This is a genomic window from Halorubrum sp. Eb13 (assembly GCF_002252895.1).
GTDB lineage: Archaea > Halobacteriota > Halobacteria > Halobacteriales > Haloferacaceae > Halorubrum.
In genome coordinates this window covers 39,953-57,878 of sequence record NZ_NHPE01000072.1, presented here as the reverse complement: position 1 = coordinate 57,878, position 17,926 = coordinate 39,953, and the positions used below count along the sequence as shown (strand labels likewise).

At 68.6% G+C, this 17,926-nt stretch carries 21 protein-coding genes; 9 read left to right on the top strand and 12 right to left on the bottom strand.

Going from position 1 to position 17,926, the window contains the following annotated elements:
- Both DJ75_RS08485 and proS read right to left on the bottom strand, forming a co-directional pair.
- Positions 1 to 932: hypothetical protein (locus tag DJ75_RS08485; protein WP_254921914.1), on the bottom strand; the 932-nt coding region annotated here is incomplete at its 3' end.
- Between the two features lie 157 nt (positions 933 to 1,089).
- Positions 1,090 to 2,565 carry a proline--tRNA ligase gene (gene proS / locus DJ75_RS08480; RefSeq protein WP_094524066.1) on the bottom strand — a complete coding sequence of 492 codons (1,476 nt, stop codon included), beginning with the start codon at positions 2,563 to 2,565 and terminating at the stop codon, positions 1,090 to 1,092.
- A gap of 173 nt (positions 2,566 to 2,738) precedes the next feature.
- Between proS and DJ75_RS08475 the strand changes: the two genes are divergently transcribed.
- Positions 2,739 to 3,341, top strand: coding sequence for a CoA pyrophosphatase (locus tag DJ75_RS08475; protein WP_094524065.1), 603 nt, complete (start codon positions 2,739 to 2,741; stop codon positions 3,339 to 3,341).
- A gap of 50 nt (positions 3,342 to 3,391) precedes the next feature.
- A complete protein-coding gene (locus tag DJ75_RS08470; protein WP_094524064.1) occupies positions 3,392 to 3,739 on the top strand; it encodes a hypothetical protein in 348 nt (115 codons plus the stop codon).
- A gap of 102 nt (positions 3,740 to 3,841) precedes the next feature.
- Here the strand turns inward: DJ75_RS08470 and DJ75_RS08465 are convergent, their stop codons facing one another.
- Positions 3,842 to 4,357 (bottom strand): DUF371 domain-containing protein, encoded by a 516-nt coding sequence (locus tag DJ75_RS08465; protein ID WP_094524063.1) that lies wholly within the window; start codon positions 4,355 to 4,357, stop codon positions 3,842 to 3,844.
- A 40-nt stretch (positions 4,358 to 4,397) separates the two neighbouring features.
- Positions 4,398 to 5,228 (bottom strand): amidohydrolase family protein, encoded by an 831-nt coding sequence (locus tag DJ75_RS08460; protein WP_094524062.1) that lies wholly within the window; start codon positions 5,226 to 5,228, stop codon positions 4,398 to 4,400.
- A 150-nt stretch (positions 5,229 to 5,378) separates the two neighbouring features.
- Between DJ75_RS08460 and DJ75_RS08455 the strand changes: the two genes are divergently transcribed.
- The gene (locus DJ75_RS08455; protein WP_094524061.1) at positions 5,379 to 5,846 is read left to right on the top strand and encodes an N-acetyltransferase; all 468 of its coding nucleotides are present in this window, start codon (positions 5,379 to 5,381) and stop codon (positions 5,844 to 5,846) included.
- A gap of 24 nt (positions 5,847 to 5,870) precedes the next feature.
- On the opposite strand, the gene DJ75_RS08450 is transcribed toward DJ75_RS08455, so the two are convergent.
- Complete coding sequence (locus DJ75_RS08450) at positions 5,871 to 7,052, bottom strand: redox-regulated ATPase YchF (protein WP_094524060.1); 1,182 nt, start codon at positions 7,050 to 7,052, stop codon at positions 5,871 to 5,873.
- 86 nt (positions 7,053 to 7,138) lie between these two features.
- Positions 7,139 to 7,729 (bottom strand): hypothetical protein, encoded by a 591-nt coding sequence (locus DJ75_RS08445; protein ID WP_094524059.1) that lies wholly within the window; start codon positions 7,727 to 7,729, stop codon positions 7,139 to 7,141.
- Between the two features lie 148 nt (positions 7,730 to 7,877).
- On the opposite strand from DJ75_RS08445, the gene DJ75_RS08440 reads away from it, so the two are divergent.
- Positions 7,878 to 8,411, top strand: a complete 534-nt coding sequence (locus DJ75_RS08440; protein ID WP_094524058.1) for a halocyanin domain-containing protein — start codon at positions 7,878 to 7,880, stop codon at positions 8,409 to 8,411.
- 110 nt (positions 8,412 to 8,521) lie between these two features.
- Here the strand turns inward: DJ75_RS08440 and DJ75_RS08435 are convergent, their stop codons facing one another.
- Complete coding sequence (locus DJ75_RS08435) at positions 8,522 to 9,040, bottom strand: hypothetical protein (RefSeq protein WP_094524057.1); 519 nt, start codon at positions 9,038 to 9,040, stop codon at positions 8,522 to 8,524.
- A 140-nt stretch (positions 9,041 to 9,180) separates the two neighbouring features.
- On the opposite strand from DJ75_RS08435, the gene DJ75_RS08430 reads away from it, so the two are divergent.
- On the top strand, positions 9,181 to 9,456 hold the full coding sequence (locus tag DJ75_RS08430; protein WP_094524056.1) for a cytochrome C oxidase subunit IV family protein: 276 nt from the start codon (positions 9,181 to 9,183) through the stop codon (positions 9,454 to 9,456).
- 159 nt (positions 9,457 to 9,615) lie between these two features.
- Positions 9,616 to 10,365: a GNAT family N-acetyltransferase gene (locus tag DJ75_RS08425; protein ID WP_094524055.1), complete on the top strand. Its 750-nt coding sequence runs from the start codon at positions 9,616 to 9,618 to the stop codon at positions 10,363 to 10,365.
- Positions 10,366 to 10,411: 46 nt separating this feature from the next.
- On the opposite strand, the gene DJ75_RS08420 is transcribed toward DJ75_RS08425, so the two are convergent.
- Together DJ75_RS08420 and DJ75_RS18610 are read right to left on the bottom strand one after the other, a co-directional pair.
- Positions 10,412 to 11,404 (bottom strand): NAD-dependent epimerase/dehydratase family protein, encoded by a 993-nt coding sequence (locus DJ75_RS08420; RefSeq protein WP_094524054.1) that lies wholly within the window; start codon positions 11,402 to 11,404, stop codon positions 10,412 to 10,414.
- Positions 11,405 to 11,477: 73 nt separating this feature from the next.
- On the bottom strand, positions 11,478 to 11,624 hold the full coding sequence (locus DJ75_RS18610) for a hypothetical protein (protein ID WP_170938263.1): 147 nt from the start codon (positions 11,622 to 11,624) through the stop codon (positions 11,478 to 11,480).
- 79 nt (positions 11,625 to 11,703) lie between these two features.
- On the opposite strand from DJ75_RS18610, the gene DJ75_RS08415 reads away from it, so the two are divergent.
- A complete protein-coding gene (locus tag DJ75_RS08415; protein ID WP_094524053.1) occupies positions 11,704 to 12,189 on the top strand; it encodes a zinc ribbon domain-containing protein in 486 nt (161 codons plus the stop codon).
- Between the two features lie 91 nt (positions 12,190 to 12,280).
- On the opposite strand, the gene DJ75_RS08410 is transcribed toward DJ75_RS08415, so the two are convergent.
- Complete coding sequence (locus tag DJ75_RS08410; protein ID WP_094524052.1) at positions 12,281 to 14,779, bottom strand: cbb3-type cytochrome c oxidase subunit I; 2,499 nt, start codon at positions 14,777 to 14,779, stop codon at positions 12,281 to 12,283.
- Positions 14,776 to 15,624 (bottom strand): cytochrome c oxidase subunit II, encoded by an 849-nt coding sequence (gene coxB, locus DJ75_RS08405; RefSeq protein ID WP_094524051.1) that lies wholly within the window; start codon positions 15,622 to 15,624, stop codon positions 14,776 to 14,778. Before coxB ends, DJ75_RS08410 begins: the two co-directional genes overlap by 4 nt.
- A 231-nt stretch (positions 15,625 to 15,855) precedes the next feature.
- Here coxB and DJ75_RS08400 point away from each other — a divergent pair, with 231 nt between their 5' ends.
- A complete protein-coding gene (locus DJ75_RS08400) occupies positions 15,856 to 16,311 on the top strand; it encodes a hypothetical protein (RefSeq protein ID WP_094524050.1) in 456 nt (151 codons plus the stop codon).
- Between the two features lie 103 nt (positions 16,312 to 16,414).
- Here the strand turns inward: DJ75_RS08400 and DJ75_RS08395 are convergent, their stop codons facing one another.
- The gene (locus DJ75_RS08395; protein ID WP_094524049.1) at positions 16,415 to 16,615 is read right to left on the bottom strand and encodes a hypothetical protein; all 201 of its coding nucleotides are present in this window, start codon (positions 16,613 to 16,615) and stop codon (positions 16,415 to 16,417) included.
- A gap of 162 nt (positions 16,616 to 16,777) precedes the next feature.
- On the opposite strand from DJ75_RS08395, the gene DJ75_RS08390 reads away from it, so the two are divergent.
- Positions 16,778 to 17,887 (top strand): GTP-binding protein, encoded by a 1,110-nt coding sequence (locus DJ75_RS08390; protein ID WP_094524048.1) that lies wholly within the window; start codon positions 16,778 to 16,780, stop codon positions 17,885 to 17,887.
- Positions 17,888 to 17,926: the final 39 nt, after the last annotated feature.

Below are 17,926 nucleotides of genomic sequence, written 5' to 3'. Positions count from 1 at the left end.
GGCGCGGACCCCCCGTCGCCCTGAGCGGTCGCGTTCCCTCCGTCCGCACCGTCACTGCGGTCGCCGCCGTCACCGCGACCGGCCCCCTCGTTCGCGTTCCCCGAACCGTCCGTCGGCGTCCCGACCGCGTTCGTCGAGTCGCCGGTCGCGTTCGTCGCGTTGCCGTCGGCGTCACTCCCGTCGCCGCGGTCGGGCGGACCCTCGCCGGCCGTCCCGTCACCGGTCCCGGGAACGCCGTCGCCGCCGTCGCCCCCCTCACCGGGACCCGGATCGCTCTCGGGACCCGCGTTCTCAGGCGGGCCGCGTCGCTCGGCCGCCAACGGCCCACCGACGTCGTTTCCGGCGACGCCGCGGGCGATCGCCGCGACCTCCGGGCCGCTCGCCTCGTTGGCGCGCTCGCGAAGCTCGCCGAGTCGCTCCTCATCGAGGCCGCGGTCCGCCCGAACCGACTCGGGGAGATCGCGGGCGACGTCGGCGCTTCGGTTCGCCTCGCGCTTGACCGTCTCCGCCCGGGCGCCGAGCTCCGCCATCCGCGCGGCGAACTCGCCTTGAGTCAGTTCACCGGCGTCGCGGCGCTCGCGGAGTTCTCGCTGCCGCCGCTCGATATCGGTCAGTCGCCCCTCGGTCCGGTTCAACCGCTCCTCGACTAGGTCGGCCCGGTCCTCAGCGTTCTCCGTCCGGTTGAGTGCTACCTCGAACGCCCGCGAATCGACTTCGCCGGCTATCTCGGCCCGCTGGACCCCTATCACGCCTGAAAGGCGCTCACCGGGGCTGATGTCGGTCACGTTCGCCGTCTCGTTGCCCTCGGCCGTCTCGTTCGTCGCCCCCGGGTCCCCCTGCGCGACGGCCGTCCCGACCGGGCCGGCCGCGGCGATCCCGACGACGCCGACTACCGCGAACGCGACGACGAGGAGCGCGATACCTCGGTTCATCACCTGACGGTAGGCGACGTATCCGTATATAAACCGATCTCCGTTAAGTCGGATCAACGCGGATTAAACGCGGGACGGCGGCGGGGTGTTCGCGAGCGGGCTCGCGGACCGTGCGAGTACCGGCGACGACGCCGGGGAGCGTCGTCGGCTCTACGCCTCAGTACGACTTCGCGAAGTAGGCGGTCCGTTCGGCGTCCTCGCCGCAGATCGCACACGTCTCGTCGCCCTCGCCGTCGACGAGCGGGTCGTCGTCCTCGAACGGGACCATCACGATCTCGGCGGCCATCGGCTCCTTGATCGGCTCCTCGCAGGCCTCGTCGCCGCACCACGGCGTCTTCACGTAGCCGCCGTGCTGGCCGAGCGTCCCGAGGATCTCGGCGCGGTCCTCGGCCTCGCGGACCTCGCCGTCGAGCGTCTCCTCCGCGGCCGCGTACAGCTTCGCGTACACCTCGTCGAGGTGGTCGCGGACCGTGTCGACGACGCCCTCGCGGTCCTCGACGACGCTCTCCCCGTCGGGGCGGTGAACGAGCGTGAGCTCGCCGTCCTCGACCTCGTGGGGGCCGATCTCAATCCGGATCGGGATCCCGTTGAGCTCGTGTTCGTTGAACTTGAAGCCGGGGTTGCGCTCGTCGCGGTCGTCGAGCTCGACGCGGACGCCCGCCGCGTCGAGGTCGTCGGCGACGCCCTCGGCGTACTCCAGTACGTCGTCTTTCGTGTCCTCCTGCCAGATCGGGACGACGACGACCTGCTCGGGGGCGACGCCGGGCGGGAGCACGAGCCCCTGCTCGTCGGAGTGGGTCATGATCAGCGCGCCGAGCGCGCGCCACGAGAGCCCCCACGAGGTGGTGTGCGCGAGCCGCTCCTCCTCGTCCTCGTCGGAGAAGGTGATGTCGAACGCCTCCGCGAACGACTGTCCGAGGTGGTGGGAGGTCGCCCCCTGCACCGACTTCCCGTCGGGCATCAGCGCCTCGACGGTCGTCGTCGTGTCCGCGCCGGGGAACTTGTCGTGGTCGGGCTTCTGTCCCTTCAGGACGGGCATCGCCAGCAGGTCCTCGTAGACGGACTCGTACTGGTCGAGCCGCGTCATGGTCTCGTCCCACGCGTCCTCGCTCGTCGCGTGCGCGGTGTGGCCCTCCTGCCAGAGGAACTCCTTCGTGCGGAAGAACGGCTTCGTCTCCGTCGCCTCCCAGCGCACGACCGAGCACCACTGGTTCACGCGCAGCGGGAGGTCGCGGTGGCTCCGCACCCACTGGCTGATGTACGGCGTGATGATCGACTCGGAGGTGGGGCGGACGGCGAGCCGCTCTTCGAGCTCCTTCGTGCCCGCCTGGGTCACCCACGCGACCTCGGGGTCGAACCCCTCGACGATGTCCTTCTCCCGTTCGAGGTACGACTCGGGAATGAAGAGGGGGAAGTAGGCGTTCTGGACGCCGGTCTCCTTGAACTTCGCGTCGAGGAACCCCTGCAGGCGCTCCCAGACGGCGTACGCGCGCGGCCGGGTGACGATGAACCCGCTCATCCCGTCGGGGCCGTAGTCGGCCAGCCCGGCCTTCTGTACGACTTCGGCGTACCACTCGCCGGTGTTGTGTGACTTGGACTCGGTGATACCGAGTTCTTGGTCGTCGTCGCTCATTGTCGTGTGAAGGGTCGGTCGCGGGCTTAAAACGTCCGAAGCCGTGCGGGCCGTTGGGACGCGATGGGCCGGACGCGGCGGGCCGAATGCGGCGTCTCCCTCGCCGCCGCCGATCGTTTCAGACCGCAGGAACGCGGAGAAACGTTAACCCCTTCCCGGCGCCTACGGCCGGTATGGACCTGTCGGGGCTGCGTCGGTACACGCCCGAGAAAGTGACTCGGGCGCGCCGCGAGGCGGCGGTGCTGGCGCCCGTCGTCGAGCGCGGCGGCGAGGCCCACCTGCTGTTCACGAAGCGCGCCGCACACCTCGGGGAACACCCGGGGCAGATGAGCTTCCCCGGGGGCGGCCGCGAGCCGATCGACCGGACCCTGACCGACACCGCCCTCCGCGAGGCGAACGAGGAGGTCGGGATGCGGCCCGACGAGGTCGACGTCGTCGGGCGGCTCGACGACACGCGGACCTCCTCGGCCTACCGGATCCGGCCGTTCGTCGGCGTCGCGCCCGACCGGGAGTACGTCCCCGACGAGTCGGAGGTGGCCGAGGTCGCGGTCCTCCCCGTAAGCGGGCTGACCGACGCCGCGAACTACGAGTCGGAGCGTCGCATCGGCCACCCGGAGTACGGCGACCACCGAGTCCACTTCTTCCACGTCGACGGCTACACCGTCTGGGGCGTGACGGGTCGGATGGTCGTGCAGCTGCTGGAGCGCACGACCGACTGGCGCGCCCCCGAGGAGGTCGACCGAGTCGTCGGAGCGGACGCGGAGCTCCCGATCTGAGGCCGGTCCCGAACGTGCGATTTTAGTACGTACCAGCAAAATCCGCCGGTGTGTCCGAACTGGTGGAGACCCTCCGCGGCGTCGACGGCGCCGAGGCTCGCGTGATAGCCTCTCTCGACTCCCTCGATTTCACGCTCGAGTACATCCGAGCTGACTTGGAGTCGCGCTACTCCGACCGGGACCTCGAATCCGCGTATCGGCTGATCATGGCGAGTCAGGTCACCGGCGACGAGTTCAGGGAGCTCATCGACGAGGAGTTCGAGGCCCAGACGCTGTTCTTCGAGAACGTCGTCGTGCTCGTGTTGCCCGCGGCGCGCTACGAGGCCGTCTTCGCGTCGTTCGATCGCGAGGACCCGTTCCCGACCACCGACCTGATCGACGCCGCCGGCCGGCTCTGACCGGACCGGACGAGGGACCCGCGTTCACTGCTCAACTCGGCCTCGTTTCGTCTCAGTCCGTATCGCTTCGTCTCAGTCCGCATCGCCTCGCCTCGCACCGCCTCACTCCGCCGGTTCGACGGCCAGCCGCAGCGCGACCGGCGCGCCCTCGGCGAGCGCGGCGACGAGGTCGCGGTCGAGGTCGGCGGCCGCCCCGTCGCCGTCGACCAGGATCGTGCGCTCGTCGTCGGTGTAGTCGCTCGTCCGTCCGACCATCGAGCGGTCGTCGAGGAGCGTCAGGTCGGGGTCGCCGCGTCCGGCGATCCGGTCGACGTGCGCCGGGGCCGCGAGGTCGACCGCCTCGTCGCCCGGCTCCCCGACGGCGATCGTCGCAGAGACGGTCGCGTCCGCGTCTCGACACGCCTCTCGGAACGACGCCGAGAAGTCGCGGGGCGCGCGGTCGGCCGCGACGCCGACGATGCAGTCGCCGGCGGGCGTGAGCCAGTCGTCCGTCGTGAACTCGAACGTGCTCGCGTGCTCGGCGGTGACGTGCTCGTGGCCGGCCGCGCGAACGACCTCGACGAGGGGGTCGTCGTCGGCGTCGTCGCCGTCGTCGATTTCGCTCTCGGCGTCGCTCATGCTCGTCGGGTCGGCGGTGCCGCGACAAGTGACCGTCGGTTCAGACGTCCGCGCCCTCGGCGAGCGCGGGGATCAGCCGAGCCGGGTTCTTCGCGAACACGCGGCGCATCAGGTCCTCGGAGACGTCGAGCGTGAGCACCTCCATCACGCCGACGTTCGGGTGGACGTCCGGCGCGCCGGAGCCGAAGAGGACGCGGTCCGGGTGCTCCAAGACGCCGCGTTCGAGCACCTCTCGGTAGCGCACGGCGCTCGTGTCGACGTAGAGCCGGTCGTGATCGTCGAGCAGGTCGAGGGTCTCGTTCATCAGGTCGGCGTCGAGCGGGTAGCCGCCGAAGCTCGCGAGGACGACCGGGAGGTCGTAGTCGAGCAGCTCGCGCTCGACCGCCTCGGGCGGGAACTCCCTGCCGGCGTGGACGATGAGCGGGAGGTCGGCCGCCTCAAGCCGCCGCAACACGTCCTCGTTCGGGAGCCCGTCGACGTGGGGGACGAGCGTGAACCCGTGGAACCGGTCGTCGTAGGAGTACTGCTCGACGTCGTCCGGGCGGGCGTGGTGGTCGTCGCGCTCGGCGTAGAGGTTCCGGATCGCCGGAAGGGGGCCGGTCCCCGGATCGCGCGGGCCGTTGAGCCGGGCGAACGCGACGAACGGCCGGTCGATCGAGAGCCGCGCGACCGCGTTGTTCGCGCGGAGGTAGCTCCGGCCGGGCGAACGGCGACCGGGGCTCGCGACCGCGCGCACGACGCCCGCTTGGAGCATCTCGCGCTCCAACCGCTCGGGGGAGATGTCCCGGCCGTGCGTGGCGACCGAGGACTCGTCGGGGTCCAGCGTCGCGCGGGTGTCGACGATCCGGAAGTCGTGTTCCAGCCCGAGCATCTATCGGCCCGTCTCGGGGGATCCGCATGTGCCTGTCGGTCTCACGCCGGATCGCTCCGCGAATCCGGACCGGACCGCGGCGCGGGCGCCGGACGCGACGGCGACGCGCGCCGGACCAATACTGAAGGGCCGTCGCCGCGGTGGGCCGGCATGGAACTCGTCGAAGCCACCGAGGGCGACCTCGACGCGCTCGTCGAGCGGTGGTACGACCTCGCGACGTCGATGGTATCGTACTCGGAGCTGAACGAACTCGCATACGCCGACGCGAGCGAGGTCCCGGACGAGGGGTTTCGCGAGCACCTCGAGGACCCGTCGACGACCGATTACCTCGTCTCCGTCGACGGCGACACCGTCGGGTTCGTGACGCTCGAAACGGGTCACCGTCCCTCCCGAGCGCGGTCCCATTACCTGAAGATCGTGAACCTCGCCGTCGACGAGGAGCACCGAAACCGGGGCTACGGCGCGGCGGTCGTGGAGCGCGTGCGGGCGATGGTTGGCGACCGCGACTGCGACTACCTCACCGTCTCCTGCGAGTGGGACAACGACGGCGCGCGACGGTTCTATCGCGACGCGGGGTTCGAGCCGAAGCAGGTGACGTACGCGCAGCGGGTGGAGTGAGACCGACGGCGGCCCCCGGCGGTCTCAGTTCGTGCTGACGATCCGTATCACGTCGCCCTCGCTCAGCTCGTGGCTCTCGCCGATCCGCCGCGAGGAGCGCGCGTCGACCGCGTGGAGGTACCCCTCACCGATATCGGTGTGGACCGCGTACGCCAAGTCCGGCGGCGTCGCCCCCGACGGGAGGAGGAACGCGTCGGGGAGGACGTTCCCCGTCCCGTCCGTCCACTTCGAGGCGTCCTGCACCGGGTAGACGGTGATGCGATCGAGCAGGTCGTAGACGGCGGCGTTCAGCGCGGTCTGAACCCCGGTGCCGCCGTGTTCGTCCATCACGCCGCGGATCGCGTCGAGTCCCTCCCGCTGCCCATCTGAGAGCTCGTCGAGGATCTCGAACTCCTCGTCGCCCGGGTCGTAGTCGACGACGCCCGCCTCGGCCGCGCGTCGGAGGCCCAGCTCGCCGTCCGCCGTCGCCGGAACGACGGGCTTGTCCGTTCCCTCGCGGATCCGGTCGAGCGCGCCGTCGGGCGCGGCGTCGATCTTATTCGCGACGACGACGATCGGCTTGGTTCGCCGGCGGGTCGCCCGCGCGAGCGCCTCGCGGTCCTCGCCGGTCCACGCCTTCGGGTCGTCCGGGTACTCCAGCCCGCGGAGGACCGCCGTCACGTCGTGTTCGGTCGCGCCGAACCCGGTCAACAGGTCCGTGATCGACGCTTCCAGGTCGAAGTCGGGCGAGCGCGACTTGCGCTCGACGCCCTCCCAGTTGCGGTCGACGATGCCCGCGAGCCACAGGTCCATCTCCTCCTCGACGAAGTCCACGTCGTCGAGGGGGTCGTGCGAGCCGACCGCCACCGGTTCGCCCTCCGCGTTCGTCGCGCCCGAGGCGTCGACGACGTTCAACACGACGTCCGCGTTCGTCAGTTCGTCGAGGAACTGATTTCCGAGCCCCTTCCCCTCGTGGGCGCCGGGGACGAGCCCGGCCACGTCGAGGAGCTCGACGGGGACGTACCGCTTCCCGTCGCGGCAGTTCTCGTTGCCGCACCGCTCCTCGCGGTCGAGACACGGGCACTCGGTCCGGACGTGCGTGACCCCGCGGTTCGCGTCGATCGTCGTGAACGGGTAGTTCGCGACGTCGACGTCGGCCATCGTCGCGGCCGTGTAGAACGTGGACTTCCCGGCGTTCGGCTTCCCCGCCAACGCGACCGTGATCATGGTCGAGGGTCGCGGCGCGGCGAAAAGCGCCTTTCGGTCGCACGCGCCGCGGTCGGCGTTCCTCCGCCGTCACCACCGCGCGGGGGTCACGGGAACTCGACGAGGTCGTCGTCGACGCCCCGGAGGCTCTCCGCGAGCCGCGAGTCCCGCGGCACGGCGTCGAGGAACGCCGCGGAGCCGAACGGGACGTCGCCGTTGACCGACACCATCCCGAGGTCGGCGGGATCGCCGTCGAGTCCGGTGAGGAACGCGACCGTGCGGACCGCCGGGACGTCGTCGACGCGGGCCGCGACGTCGACCGACCCGTACAGCGACCGGTGCGTGGCGACGTGGTGAACGCAGGTCGGCGTGGGCGCGAAACAGAGGAGATAGCGCGCGCCCGGCTCGGTGCGGCCCAGCTTCGGTCGGATCGCGTGCCGTTCGTCGGCGTGGAAGTACCGCTCCATGCGCCGGTACTGCCGCAGGACCTCGTTCGCGCCGGTCGCCCGGCGCACGGCGGCGTCGCCCTTGAGTTCGATCACGTGGTCGACCCGCTCGGGCGTCCGCAGCCGGACGTACGCGTCGACCACGCCGCGTCGCCCCTCGGCGTCGTACGGCTCCTCCAGCCGGACCTCGAGGTCGTCGTGGGCGGCCGCGTAGTGGTCGACCACGGCGGTCGCCAGCTCGTCTTCCCGCATACGTCCCGTTCAGGGCGCCGGCGGGGAATAAATCCGCCGACGGCGCGGTCCCGGCCGACCGGCAGAGGGGCTACTTAACCCCTGCGGCCGTTCCGGCGATCCGGTGTGTATCAAGAGGTTTGTAAGGCTCGACGGCGTATCTAAACTGATGTCTGATAAGCTGAGTAGACGGCGGTACGTCGCCGGAACCGGAGCCGCGCTCGCCCTCGGAACGATCGCCGGCTGTTCCGGCGGTGGAGGGGACGGCTCTGACGGCTCCGACGGCGGAGACGGCTCCGACGGCGGCGACTCGGGCGGTTCCGGGGAGCCGCGCGACGACGTCCCGAGCGAGATCGACGACTACCTCGCGGACGCCCGGATGTACGACGGCACCATCGCGGACTACACCGGACAGGACCAGGTCACCGTCTCCGTCGGCGCCGGCGAGGGGCTGGCGTTCGACCCGGCGGCGATCCGGATCACCTCCAGCACGACCGTCGTCTGGGAGTGGACCGGCGAGGGCGGCGCCCACAACGTCGCCTCCGTAGAGGGGTCCGAGTCCGACTTCGACAGCGGGAGCGCGGTCAGCGAGGAGGGGACGACCTTCGAGCAGTCGTTCGACAACACCGGCATCCAGCTGTACAAGTGTACGCCCCACGAGGGGGTCGGGATGCTCGGCGGCATCGAAGTCGTCGAGAGCTAACGCCGCACTGCGCGCTCCTCAGTAGGCGTTCGATTTTTCCGAGGCGCGACGGCGACGACACCCGTAGCGGAAGCACCGGTCAGGTCGAATCGCCGGCATCGGCGTCGGACTCACGGGAGGAACGACCAGCGCACGTCGACGATGCGGTCGTGCTCGCTCGTCACGGTCGGGCGAGCGAGGTGGTCGTTCGCGTTGACGCCGGCCTCCGCCAGTCCGGTGAGGGCGTCTTCGAGAGACCGGTCCGAGCGCTCGACCGCGGAGTCGCGCTCGTAGGGGGCGTCGATCGGCTCGTCGGGCGCGTTCGCGACGTCGACCTCGTCGGCGAGGTCGCCGCCGATGGCGCGCGGCGGCTGGTGGAAGCGCCAGTCGCCGACCGCGAGGAACAGCCAGACGTCGCCGTTGATCGCGTGGTACTCGCCGGTGACGTGCGCGTCCTCGTGGGCGACGATACGTGAGAGGACCGCCGTCTTCGTCCGGTAGAGGGCGTCTTTCCGGGCGGAGCGGACGTTGCTCTCGGTGACGTCGCCGCGGTCGTAGGCGGCCGTCGCCTCGTCGGCGAACTGTTTCGCGACCTTGTTGACCACGTACAGCGATTCGAGCAGGTCGTCCGTCGGTTCGAGCGGGTCCACGGTGATGCCTCGGGGAGTGATCGCCGTGAGGTCGGCGCGTCGAGGCCAAAGGCGTTTCGGGGTCCTGCGGGCCTCGAACGCGCCGCCGCCCGGTCGGATGGTTAATTCTTTAAGCACGCGGCCGAACGCTCATTCAAGCAATGTCGGACGACTCGCTCAAACTGTACACAGCGATATACGTCGCGCTCCTGGTCGCGGCGACGCTGAACTTCGTTCTCTTCGAGGCCGAGTTCCTCAACTTCACGTACGCCCAGGCGCTCGGCGGGACGCTGGTGATCGCGACCGTCAAGACGCTCCTCATCGTCGCCTACTTCCAGCACCTCCGGTGGGAGAACCGCTCGCTCAGCTACGTGATGGCGCTCGCGCTCGCGCTCACGATGCTGCTGATGGCCGCGGCGACCTACTCCATCTCTTAACCCCGACGTCTCTTCGGTCCCCGGCACGCTCGCTTCTGCTCCGCTCCGTCCCGTCGAGCCGCCGCGCTCGTTCTCTCCGCTCCGAGTCACGACCGTACCGACCCGGCAGTTCTGACACGTTCGGCCGTGTTTTTTGTAGTCGTATGCGAACGGTACAGTATGGAACTCCGCGACGCCACCGCAGCCGACGTCGACGCGATCCGGGAAGTCGCCCGCGAATCACTGCTCGCCTCCTACGGGCACGCGGTCGACGAGGCACTGCTCGCCGAGGCGGTCGACGAGTGGTACGACCCCGACGACCTCGTCGCGGACATCGGCGACGAGGGGACCGTGTGTCCCGTCGCCGTCGTTGACGAGGACGTGGTCGGGTTCGCCGAGAGCTACGTCGTCGGCCGCCGCGAGCGGGTCGGGGAGATCGACTGGCTCCACGTCCACCCCGACCACCGCGGCTCCGGCTTCGGCTCCGCGCTCCTCGAACGCGTCGAGGCGGAGCTCCGGGAGGCGGACGTCGACCGCATCGAGGCGCGCGTGCTCGTCGCCAACGAGGCCGGCACCGCGTTCTACGAGGCCGAGGGGTACGAGCTCGTCGGGGAGCGCCGGGTGGAGATCGGCGAGGAGACGTTCGACGAGCGCGAGTACCGCAAACAGGTCAGTCGCCTGACCGGCATCTCCGAGGGCGTCGTGGAGACGGGCACCGGCGACACCGTTTACGTCGCCTTCGACGAGAGCGAGCGCGGCTCCGAGGGCCCCTTCTACGTCGCGTACTCCGACCCCGAGCGGGAGCGGCGCTACGGCTACTTCTGCGGGAACTGCGAGGGAACGGACGTCGCCATCGACACGATGGACCGCATGGAGTGCGGCGACTGCGGGAACCGGCGGAAGCCGTCGCGCTGGGACGCCGCCTACTGAGCCGCGCGCGGCGATCGACCGATCGGTACGCGACGAGCCGGCCGACCTACAGCGTCTCTTTCACGCCTAACACGCGCTCTTCAGCCTCGCGACCGGGGTCCCACTCGCTTCCGTCTCGGTCGGTCTCCCGGTGTTCGGCGACGGTCCGCGCCATCGCCTCGTCGACGGGCGTCGACTCCCAGCCGAGACCGGCGAGCGCGCACGTGTCGAGCAGGTGCGGGTACTCCCTGTAGAGCGTGAAGTCGTCCGGTTCGAGCCCGCCGGCCGCGAGCGCGTCCCCGCTCGCGGGTACGACCTCGCAGTCGGTCCCGGCGGCCTCGGCGATCGCCTCCAGCGTCTCTTCGAGGGTGAGCGCTCGCCGGTCGCCGACGTTGTAGGCCGAGCCCGGCTCGCCGCGCTCGGCGGCGATCCGGAGCGCGCTTGCGACGTCTTCGACGTACGCGCGGTGCCAGAGGTTCTGGCCGTCGCCCGGGACGACCACGCGGTCGTGCGAGAGGACGCGGTCGATCCAGTAGTCGAGCCGCTCCGTGTAGTCGTACGGGCCGTAGACGATACAAGGGCGGACCGCGGTCGCGTTGACTCCCGCCTCGGCGGCGTCGAACACGATCCGATCGCCTTCGGCCTTCCGGTTGCCGTACGTCTCCATGCTCTCGTCGGCCGCCTGTTCGGGGGAGCACGGGTGCAGCGGCGTCTCCCCCTCTCGCTTCGGGATCTCCTCGGCGGCGTAGCTCGAGCCCGACGAGACGTACACGTAGCCGTCGACGTCGGCGAACACGTCGACCGCGGTCTCCACGTCGCCGGGGTGGTAGGCGACGCAGTCGATCACGATTTCGGGCTCCGCGGAGAGCTTCGCCGTCCGGAGGTCGCGCTCGTTCGTCCGATCGCCCTCGACGTGCGTGACGCGGTCGTCGTCCGAGAACGGGTTCTCGTGGTTCCCGCGGTTCAGCATCGCCACCTCGTAGCCGTTCGCGAGCAGATCGGAGACGGTGTGTCGCCCGATGAACCGCGTGCCGCCGATGACGAGCGCCGTGTCGGTCATATCCTCTCTCGGTCCAGCGAGTTCAAAAGCGTGACCGAACCGGAACCCGGCGTGCGGAGGCGACGACCGGAGTTCAGTCGTCGCGGTTCGCGCGCGGCCCGTCGCCGCGCCAGCGCCGGTAGAGCAGGTACGCGATCCCGAGCCCGAGGAACCACGTGCCGACCCCGAACAGCGCGAACCCGATCCCGATCAGGAACTCTCCGGCCGGGAGTCCGAACATATCACGACTCGGCGTCTCGGCCACATAAACGCTCCGAGCGAGGGGCAGTTACACGGTCCCGGCGCGCGAACGTCGCCCCATGACAGACCGCAGTCGACGCCGACCGTGGCTCGCGGCCGTGCTCGCGCTCGTCGTCTCCGGCCTCGGACACGCGTACCTCCGCCGGTGGGGGCGCGCGCTCGGGTGGTACGTCGCGGTGACCGCGACGCTCGTCGTTATCGTGCCCGACGCGGCGGTGGAGGGACTCATCGCCGGCGACGCGCCGCCGGTCGCCGACGTCGCGCCGGCACTGCTCGTCGTCGCCGCCAGCGTGATCGACGCGTACGTCCTCGCGCTTCGGAACAACCGCGATCACGAACGCGAGCGACGCTCGGCGGCCGCGGAGCGGGCCCGGCCGGAAGCCTTCTCCGGGCGAACGGAGGCCGCGGTACCGCCCGACAGCTCCGGTCAGCCGACGGTCGACCGCGACGGAGAGACGGCCGCGATGTCGTGTCCGCACTGCGGCCGCGAGACCGACCCGTCGTTCGACTTCTGTCAGTGGTGCGCCGAGCCGGTTCCCGAGTGAGAGACCCGCGGCGTACCGCGCGGGCTAACGGGCGCGGTCGGCGGAAAAAAGCGAGCGCGACGGAAAACGGAACTCGGCGGCGAACGCCGGCTCAGAAGAGGTAGAACAGCGGGAAGATAAACACCCAGACGATGTCGACGAAGTGCCAGTAGAGGCCGAAGTACTCGATCGGCCGCTCGTCCTCCATGTAGTGTCCCTGGTAGGCCCTGTAGAACAGGAAGCAGGCGATCAGGAGCCCTCCGACGACGTGGATGCCGTGGAGCCCGGTGGTGACGTAGTAGATCGACGCTTGGATCGGGTCGCCGTGGGCGTTCGAGCCGATCATCACGCCGCGGTCGAACACCTCGTGGTGCCATTCCCAAAGCTTGATTGCCAGGAAGGTGAACCCGAGCAGGATCGTCGCGCCGAGCGAGGCCAGCAGGCCCTTCCGGCTCTTCCGGTGGGCCGCGACGAGCGCCAGGATCACCGTGAACGATGAGGTGATCAGCACGAACGTGTTTATTAGGCCGGGGAGCGACTCCGTCAGCGGCTCCCACGTCATCCACCCGGCGTTGTACCGGACGAAGATGGCCGCCGAGAGGAACGCGCCGAAGACGATCACGTCGGATGCCAGGAAGAACCACATCCCCAGCTTCACCTTCTCGACGCCGTTGAAGGGCCACCGCTCGGCGAACTCGCTCGGCGGCGCGTAGAAGTCCTCTAACCCCCACTTCACGCCGCTGGCGATCATCCCGACGAGGCCGACGATGATGAACACCGGGTACACGACGTTCGATATCTCGACGCTCGTCGACGCGAGCGACTCGCCGACGACGAACGTGACCGCGTCGGCGAACCCGGAGAGCCCGAACATGAAGAATGCGGTCATCAGCGAGAGGGCGAACGGCCAGATGCTCGCGTGGCTCGGGTGTTTGTCCCAGTACGGGTACTCCTTGATGTGGTCGGAGTGCGTGTCGCCGCCGTCGGTCGCGGCGTTGCCGTCGCCGTCGGTCTTCACCGCGGGCCCGCCGTCGGGGACGAAGTCCTTCACGAACTCGAGCTTACCGGACGCGTACGACGGCCGGTTCGGCCAGTTCTCAAGCGGCGGCGGCGAGGAGACCGCCCACTCGGCGGTCCGCGAGTAGTCCCACGGGTTGTCGCCGGCGGGCTCGCCCGCGACGTAGGACTTCGCGAAGTTGTAGAACATGATGAAGAAGGAGAACCCGAGGATGAACGCCCCGATCGTCCCGATCTGGTGGAACGTCTGGAACTCGGGGTTGTACTCGAAGACGCGGCGCGGGGTCTCCCAACCGAGGAACATCGAGAAGTACACCATATTGAAACTGACGAAGAAGATCACGAAGTGGAGCTTCCCGAGCAGCTCGTCGTACATCTTCCCGGTGATCTTCGGGAACCAGTAGTAGGCCCCGCCGAACAGCGCCGTCGCCCCACCGAACATCACGTAGTGGAAGTGCGCGACCACCCAGTAGGTGCCGCGGAACTCGTAGTCGAGCACGATGGCGCCGAGGAACACCCCCGTTATGCCACCGAGGATGAAGAGTAGGAGCGCGCCGAACGCGAAGAGGAACGGCGTCGTGAACTGGATCCGCCCCTTGATCAGCGTGTAGATCAGCGAGAACACGACGAGGTCGAAGGGGAGCGAGATGCCGATGGTGGTCGCCATCATCAGCGTCTTGATCTCCAGGTTGATCGTCGTGAGGAACATGTGGTGCATCCACACGAGGAACGACTGGACGGAGATGAGACAGATGGAGATGATGACCCACTTCCGCCCGACGAGCCGGCGACCGGAGAACGTCTGGAACAGCTCCAGCATGACGCCGAGCGCCGGGAAGAAGACGATGTACACCTCCGGGTGACCGAAGAACCAGAACAGGTGCCCCCACAGGAGGGAGCCGCCCTCGGTCGCCGAGAAGTACACAGAGCCGAGCACGCGGTCGGAGGCGAGAATAAGCCCTGCGGCGAGCATCGCGGCGAACGCGAACAGCATCATCCAGACGGTCGCGAGGATGCTCCACGTGAACATCGGCATATCCATGATTCCCATCCCCTCGGCACGCGAGTGGTGGATCGACACGAGGAAGTTCACTGACGAGGCCGTGACTCCGATGATGAACACCGCGAGCGCGAGGACCGCCCCCGTCGACCCGATGCTCGGCGTGTACATCGGGATATTGAGCGGGGCGTACATCGTCCAACCGGCGCTCAGCGTGCCGCCTTGGAAGAAGCTGATCCCCAGCAGTACGCCGGAGAAGACGTACATCCAGTACGAGAGCGCGTTCAGCCGCGGGAACGCCAAGTCGTCGGCGCCGATCTGTAGCGGGACGAAGTAGTTCGCGAAGCCGAAGGCGAACGGCGAGAGGAACCAGAACACCATTATCAGCCCGTGGGCCGTTACCGCCTCGTTGTACGCGAGTCCGGAGAGGACCTGGTTCGCCGGGTCCCAGAGCTGAACGCGGATCAGAAGCGCCAGCACGCCGCCGAACAGCAGGAAGAACAGCGCCGTGATCGTGTACAGAATCCCGACGTCCTTGTGATTCGTCGTCACCAGCCAGCGCTTGACGGAAGTCGTCGGCGGAAGCTCGCTCATGCGGGAACACCTCCGGCGACGGCGCCGCTCACGCTGACGGCGTCGTCGATGCTGGCGGATTCGTTGCCGGTGGCGGAATCGTTGCCGGTGGCGGATTCGTTGCCGGTGGCGGATTCGTTGCCGCTCCCGGAGTCGTCACCCTCGGTGCCCTCGTACCACTCCTCCCACTCGTCCTGCGGGAGGACCGTGATCTGGCCCTTCATCGCCGAGTGTCCGGAGCCGCACAGCTCGAAGCATTCGACTCTGAACGTCGCTTCGCCGCCCTGCGCCTCAACCTCTTCGGAGCTCACGGAGAACCAGTTGGAGTTGGTCTCTCCGGGGATAGCGTCGGACTTTATCCGTAATTCCGACGAGCCGAAGTTGTGCCACACGTCCCGCGAGGTCACCTCGATGTCGATCCGCTGGTCGGCCGGCACGATCATCTCGCCGGTCGTGGTGTGGCCGTTCGGATACTCGTACTCCCAGCCGAACTGGTACCCCTCGACGAGGATCTCGATGTCGCCCTCCTCGCCGGTGTCGGGGCCCTCCTCGACGTAGAGGAGGATCCCGTACGCGTACACGACGAGACTGATGACGACGATCGCGCTCAGTCCGAACGAGAGGAAGAGCTTCTTCGCCTTCGGACCGCCCTGTCCCGTCGGGAGCTCGCCGACCGTCGGCGCGTCGAAGCCCTCTTTCGGTTCGCCCCCGTCGTCGCGGTACTTGTACACGTTCCACAGCGTGTACGCGACGACGATCGTACCGACGAGCGTACCGAGCGCGAGGAAGACGAAGAAGATCTCGTCGAAGACCTCCGCCTGCGCGCGCCAGTCGCTCCCCTGTTGCAGGATAATTGGATCTATCATGTTCGTCTGTCTGCTCTTGTTTCTCCCTTGGCGATGGCACACTTAGCTCTTGTGTAGCGTGACCGGAAGAGCCAGCTCGCGCGCCCGACCGAGCCGCCCTGACGACGTCGACATCGCAGGGTGACGGCGGGTCGATCCGCGCCTGACCGAGCGGTTCCGGCACGTCGTCCCGGGCGTGTATACGAAGGCTATTTGTACACGCGAACGGACCGCCTAATAACGAAACCCACCATGGTCTCACTCACGCTCTTGAGCACGGCACTAATGGGGCTGCTCGTCGCGGCCACATTCCTCGCCGTCGCGAAGGTCGGCGCGCAGCGAACGGCGCCCGGAACCGACGCGTCGCCCGACAGATACGCCGCGGTCGTCGGGGCGCTCCGGGACGTCTCGCAGAAACCGGTCGTCTGGGCCGTCGCGTTCGTCGCCATCGCGGTCGGCGTGGGCGGACTCGCCCTGCTGGCGGTCGGCGACTTCGGACTCCCGGAGGGGCTCTCGGGGAGCCTCCTCGGCGTCACGTACGCCGCGGTCGGACTGCTGGTGACCGGGTTCGTCTTCCTGGGCGCCTATTTCAGTGCCCGGGGGCGCGGGCTCGGCAACGCACACGGCGTCGCGGCGGGCTCGTTCGCCGCCGGACTCGTCTTCCTCGTCCTCATCGCGGTCCAGCTCCTCGTCGGCGTCGTCGGCTGAGTACGGTTCCGCTCCTCGTTTTCCGTTCGATCGTCTCGTTTCGACCACGGCCGTCCGATCGTCTCGCGTCGACCACGGGCACGCCCCGCAGCGGGGAGACGCGCTACGCGACCGCGACGCCGTTCCGGGCGAGGAAGTCGCTCGCGGCCTTGATTTCGACGGGGCTACCGATGATCCGGTAGTAGCCGTCGGCCTCGACGACGGTCACGGTGAACCGCTCCCGGAGCCGCTCTCCGAGGCCCTCGAGGGCGTGACACGGGAGGACGATCTGGGTGCTGTCACGGAGGCTCGACGGGTCGGGCATTCGACGTGCGAAACCCATCGCACGTCGCGGATATAACCGTGTCGAAGCGTCGACACGATCGTGGCGGGTTCGCACGGTCCGGGGTGGCGTCGGGTTCGCGGTCGGATCCCCAGGCGGGCCGAAGGAACACCTTTAACGAGCCGAACGGCCGACTGTACGCCAATGGGACTGGAAGAGGAGATTGAGGACCTCCGCGAGGAGATCGCCAACACGCCCTACAACAAGGCCACGGAGGCCCACATCGGGCGCCTGAAGGCGAAGCTCGCGGAGAAGAAGGAGAAGCTGGAGAACCAGTCCTCCGCCGGCGGTGGCCACGGGTACGCGGTCGAGAAGCACGGCGACGCCACGGTCGCGCTCGTCGGGTTCCCGAGCGTGGGGAAGTCCACCCTCATCAACGCCCTCACCAACGCCGACAGCGAGGTCGGATCCTACGAGTTCACGACGCTCGACGTCAACCCCGGCATGCTACAGTACCGCGGCGCGAACATCCAGATCCTCGACGTCCCGGGGCTGATCGAGGGCGCGGCGGGCGGCCGCGGGGGCGGGAAGGAGGTCCTCTCGGTCGTCCGGACCGCCGACCTCGTCGTGTTCATGCTCTCGGTGTTCGAGATCGAGCAGTACGACCGCCTCCGCGAGGAGCTGTACGCCACCAACATCCGCCTCGACACGGAGCCGCCGAACATCAACATCCGGAAGACCCACAAGGACGGGATCGGAGTGACGATGAGCGACGACGTGAGCCTCGACGAGGGGACCGTCAAGCAGGTGCTCCGCGAGTACGGCTACGTCAACGCCAAGGTGACGATCCCCCACGACCTGACCATCGACGAGCTCATCGACGCGGTGATGGACAACCGGGAGTACCTCCCGTCGATGGTGACGGTGAACAAGGCCGACCTCATCGACAAGAGCTACCTCCCGACCGTCAAATCGGAGCTCCGCGAGCGCGACCTCGACCCCGACGACGTGCTCTTTATTTCCGCCGAGAAGGAGCTCGGGCTCGACGGGCTCAAAGACCGGCTCTGGAAGGAGCTCGGGCTCATCCGGATCTACATGGACAAGCCCGGTCGCGGCGTCGACTACGAGGAGCCCCTGATCCTGTTCGAGGGCGACACGGTCGGCGACGCCTGCCAGAAGATCGGCGGGGAGTTCGAGGAGCGGTTCAAGTTCGCTCGCGTCTCCGGCGAGAGCGCGAAACACGACGACCAACAGGTCGGGAAGAGCCACGAGCTGGCGGACGAGGACGTGCTTCGGATCGTCGCGCGGAAGTGAACGGGCCGAAGTGAACGCGCGAACCGGTCGCGCCCGACG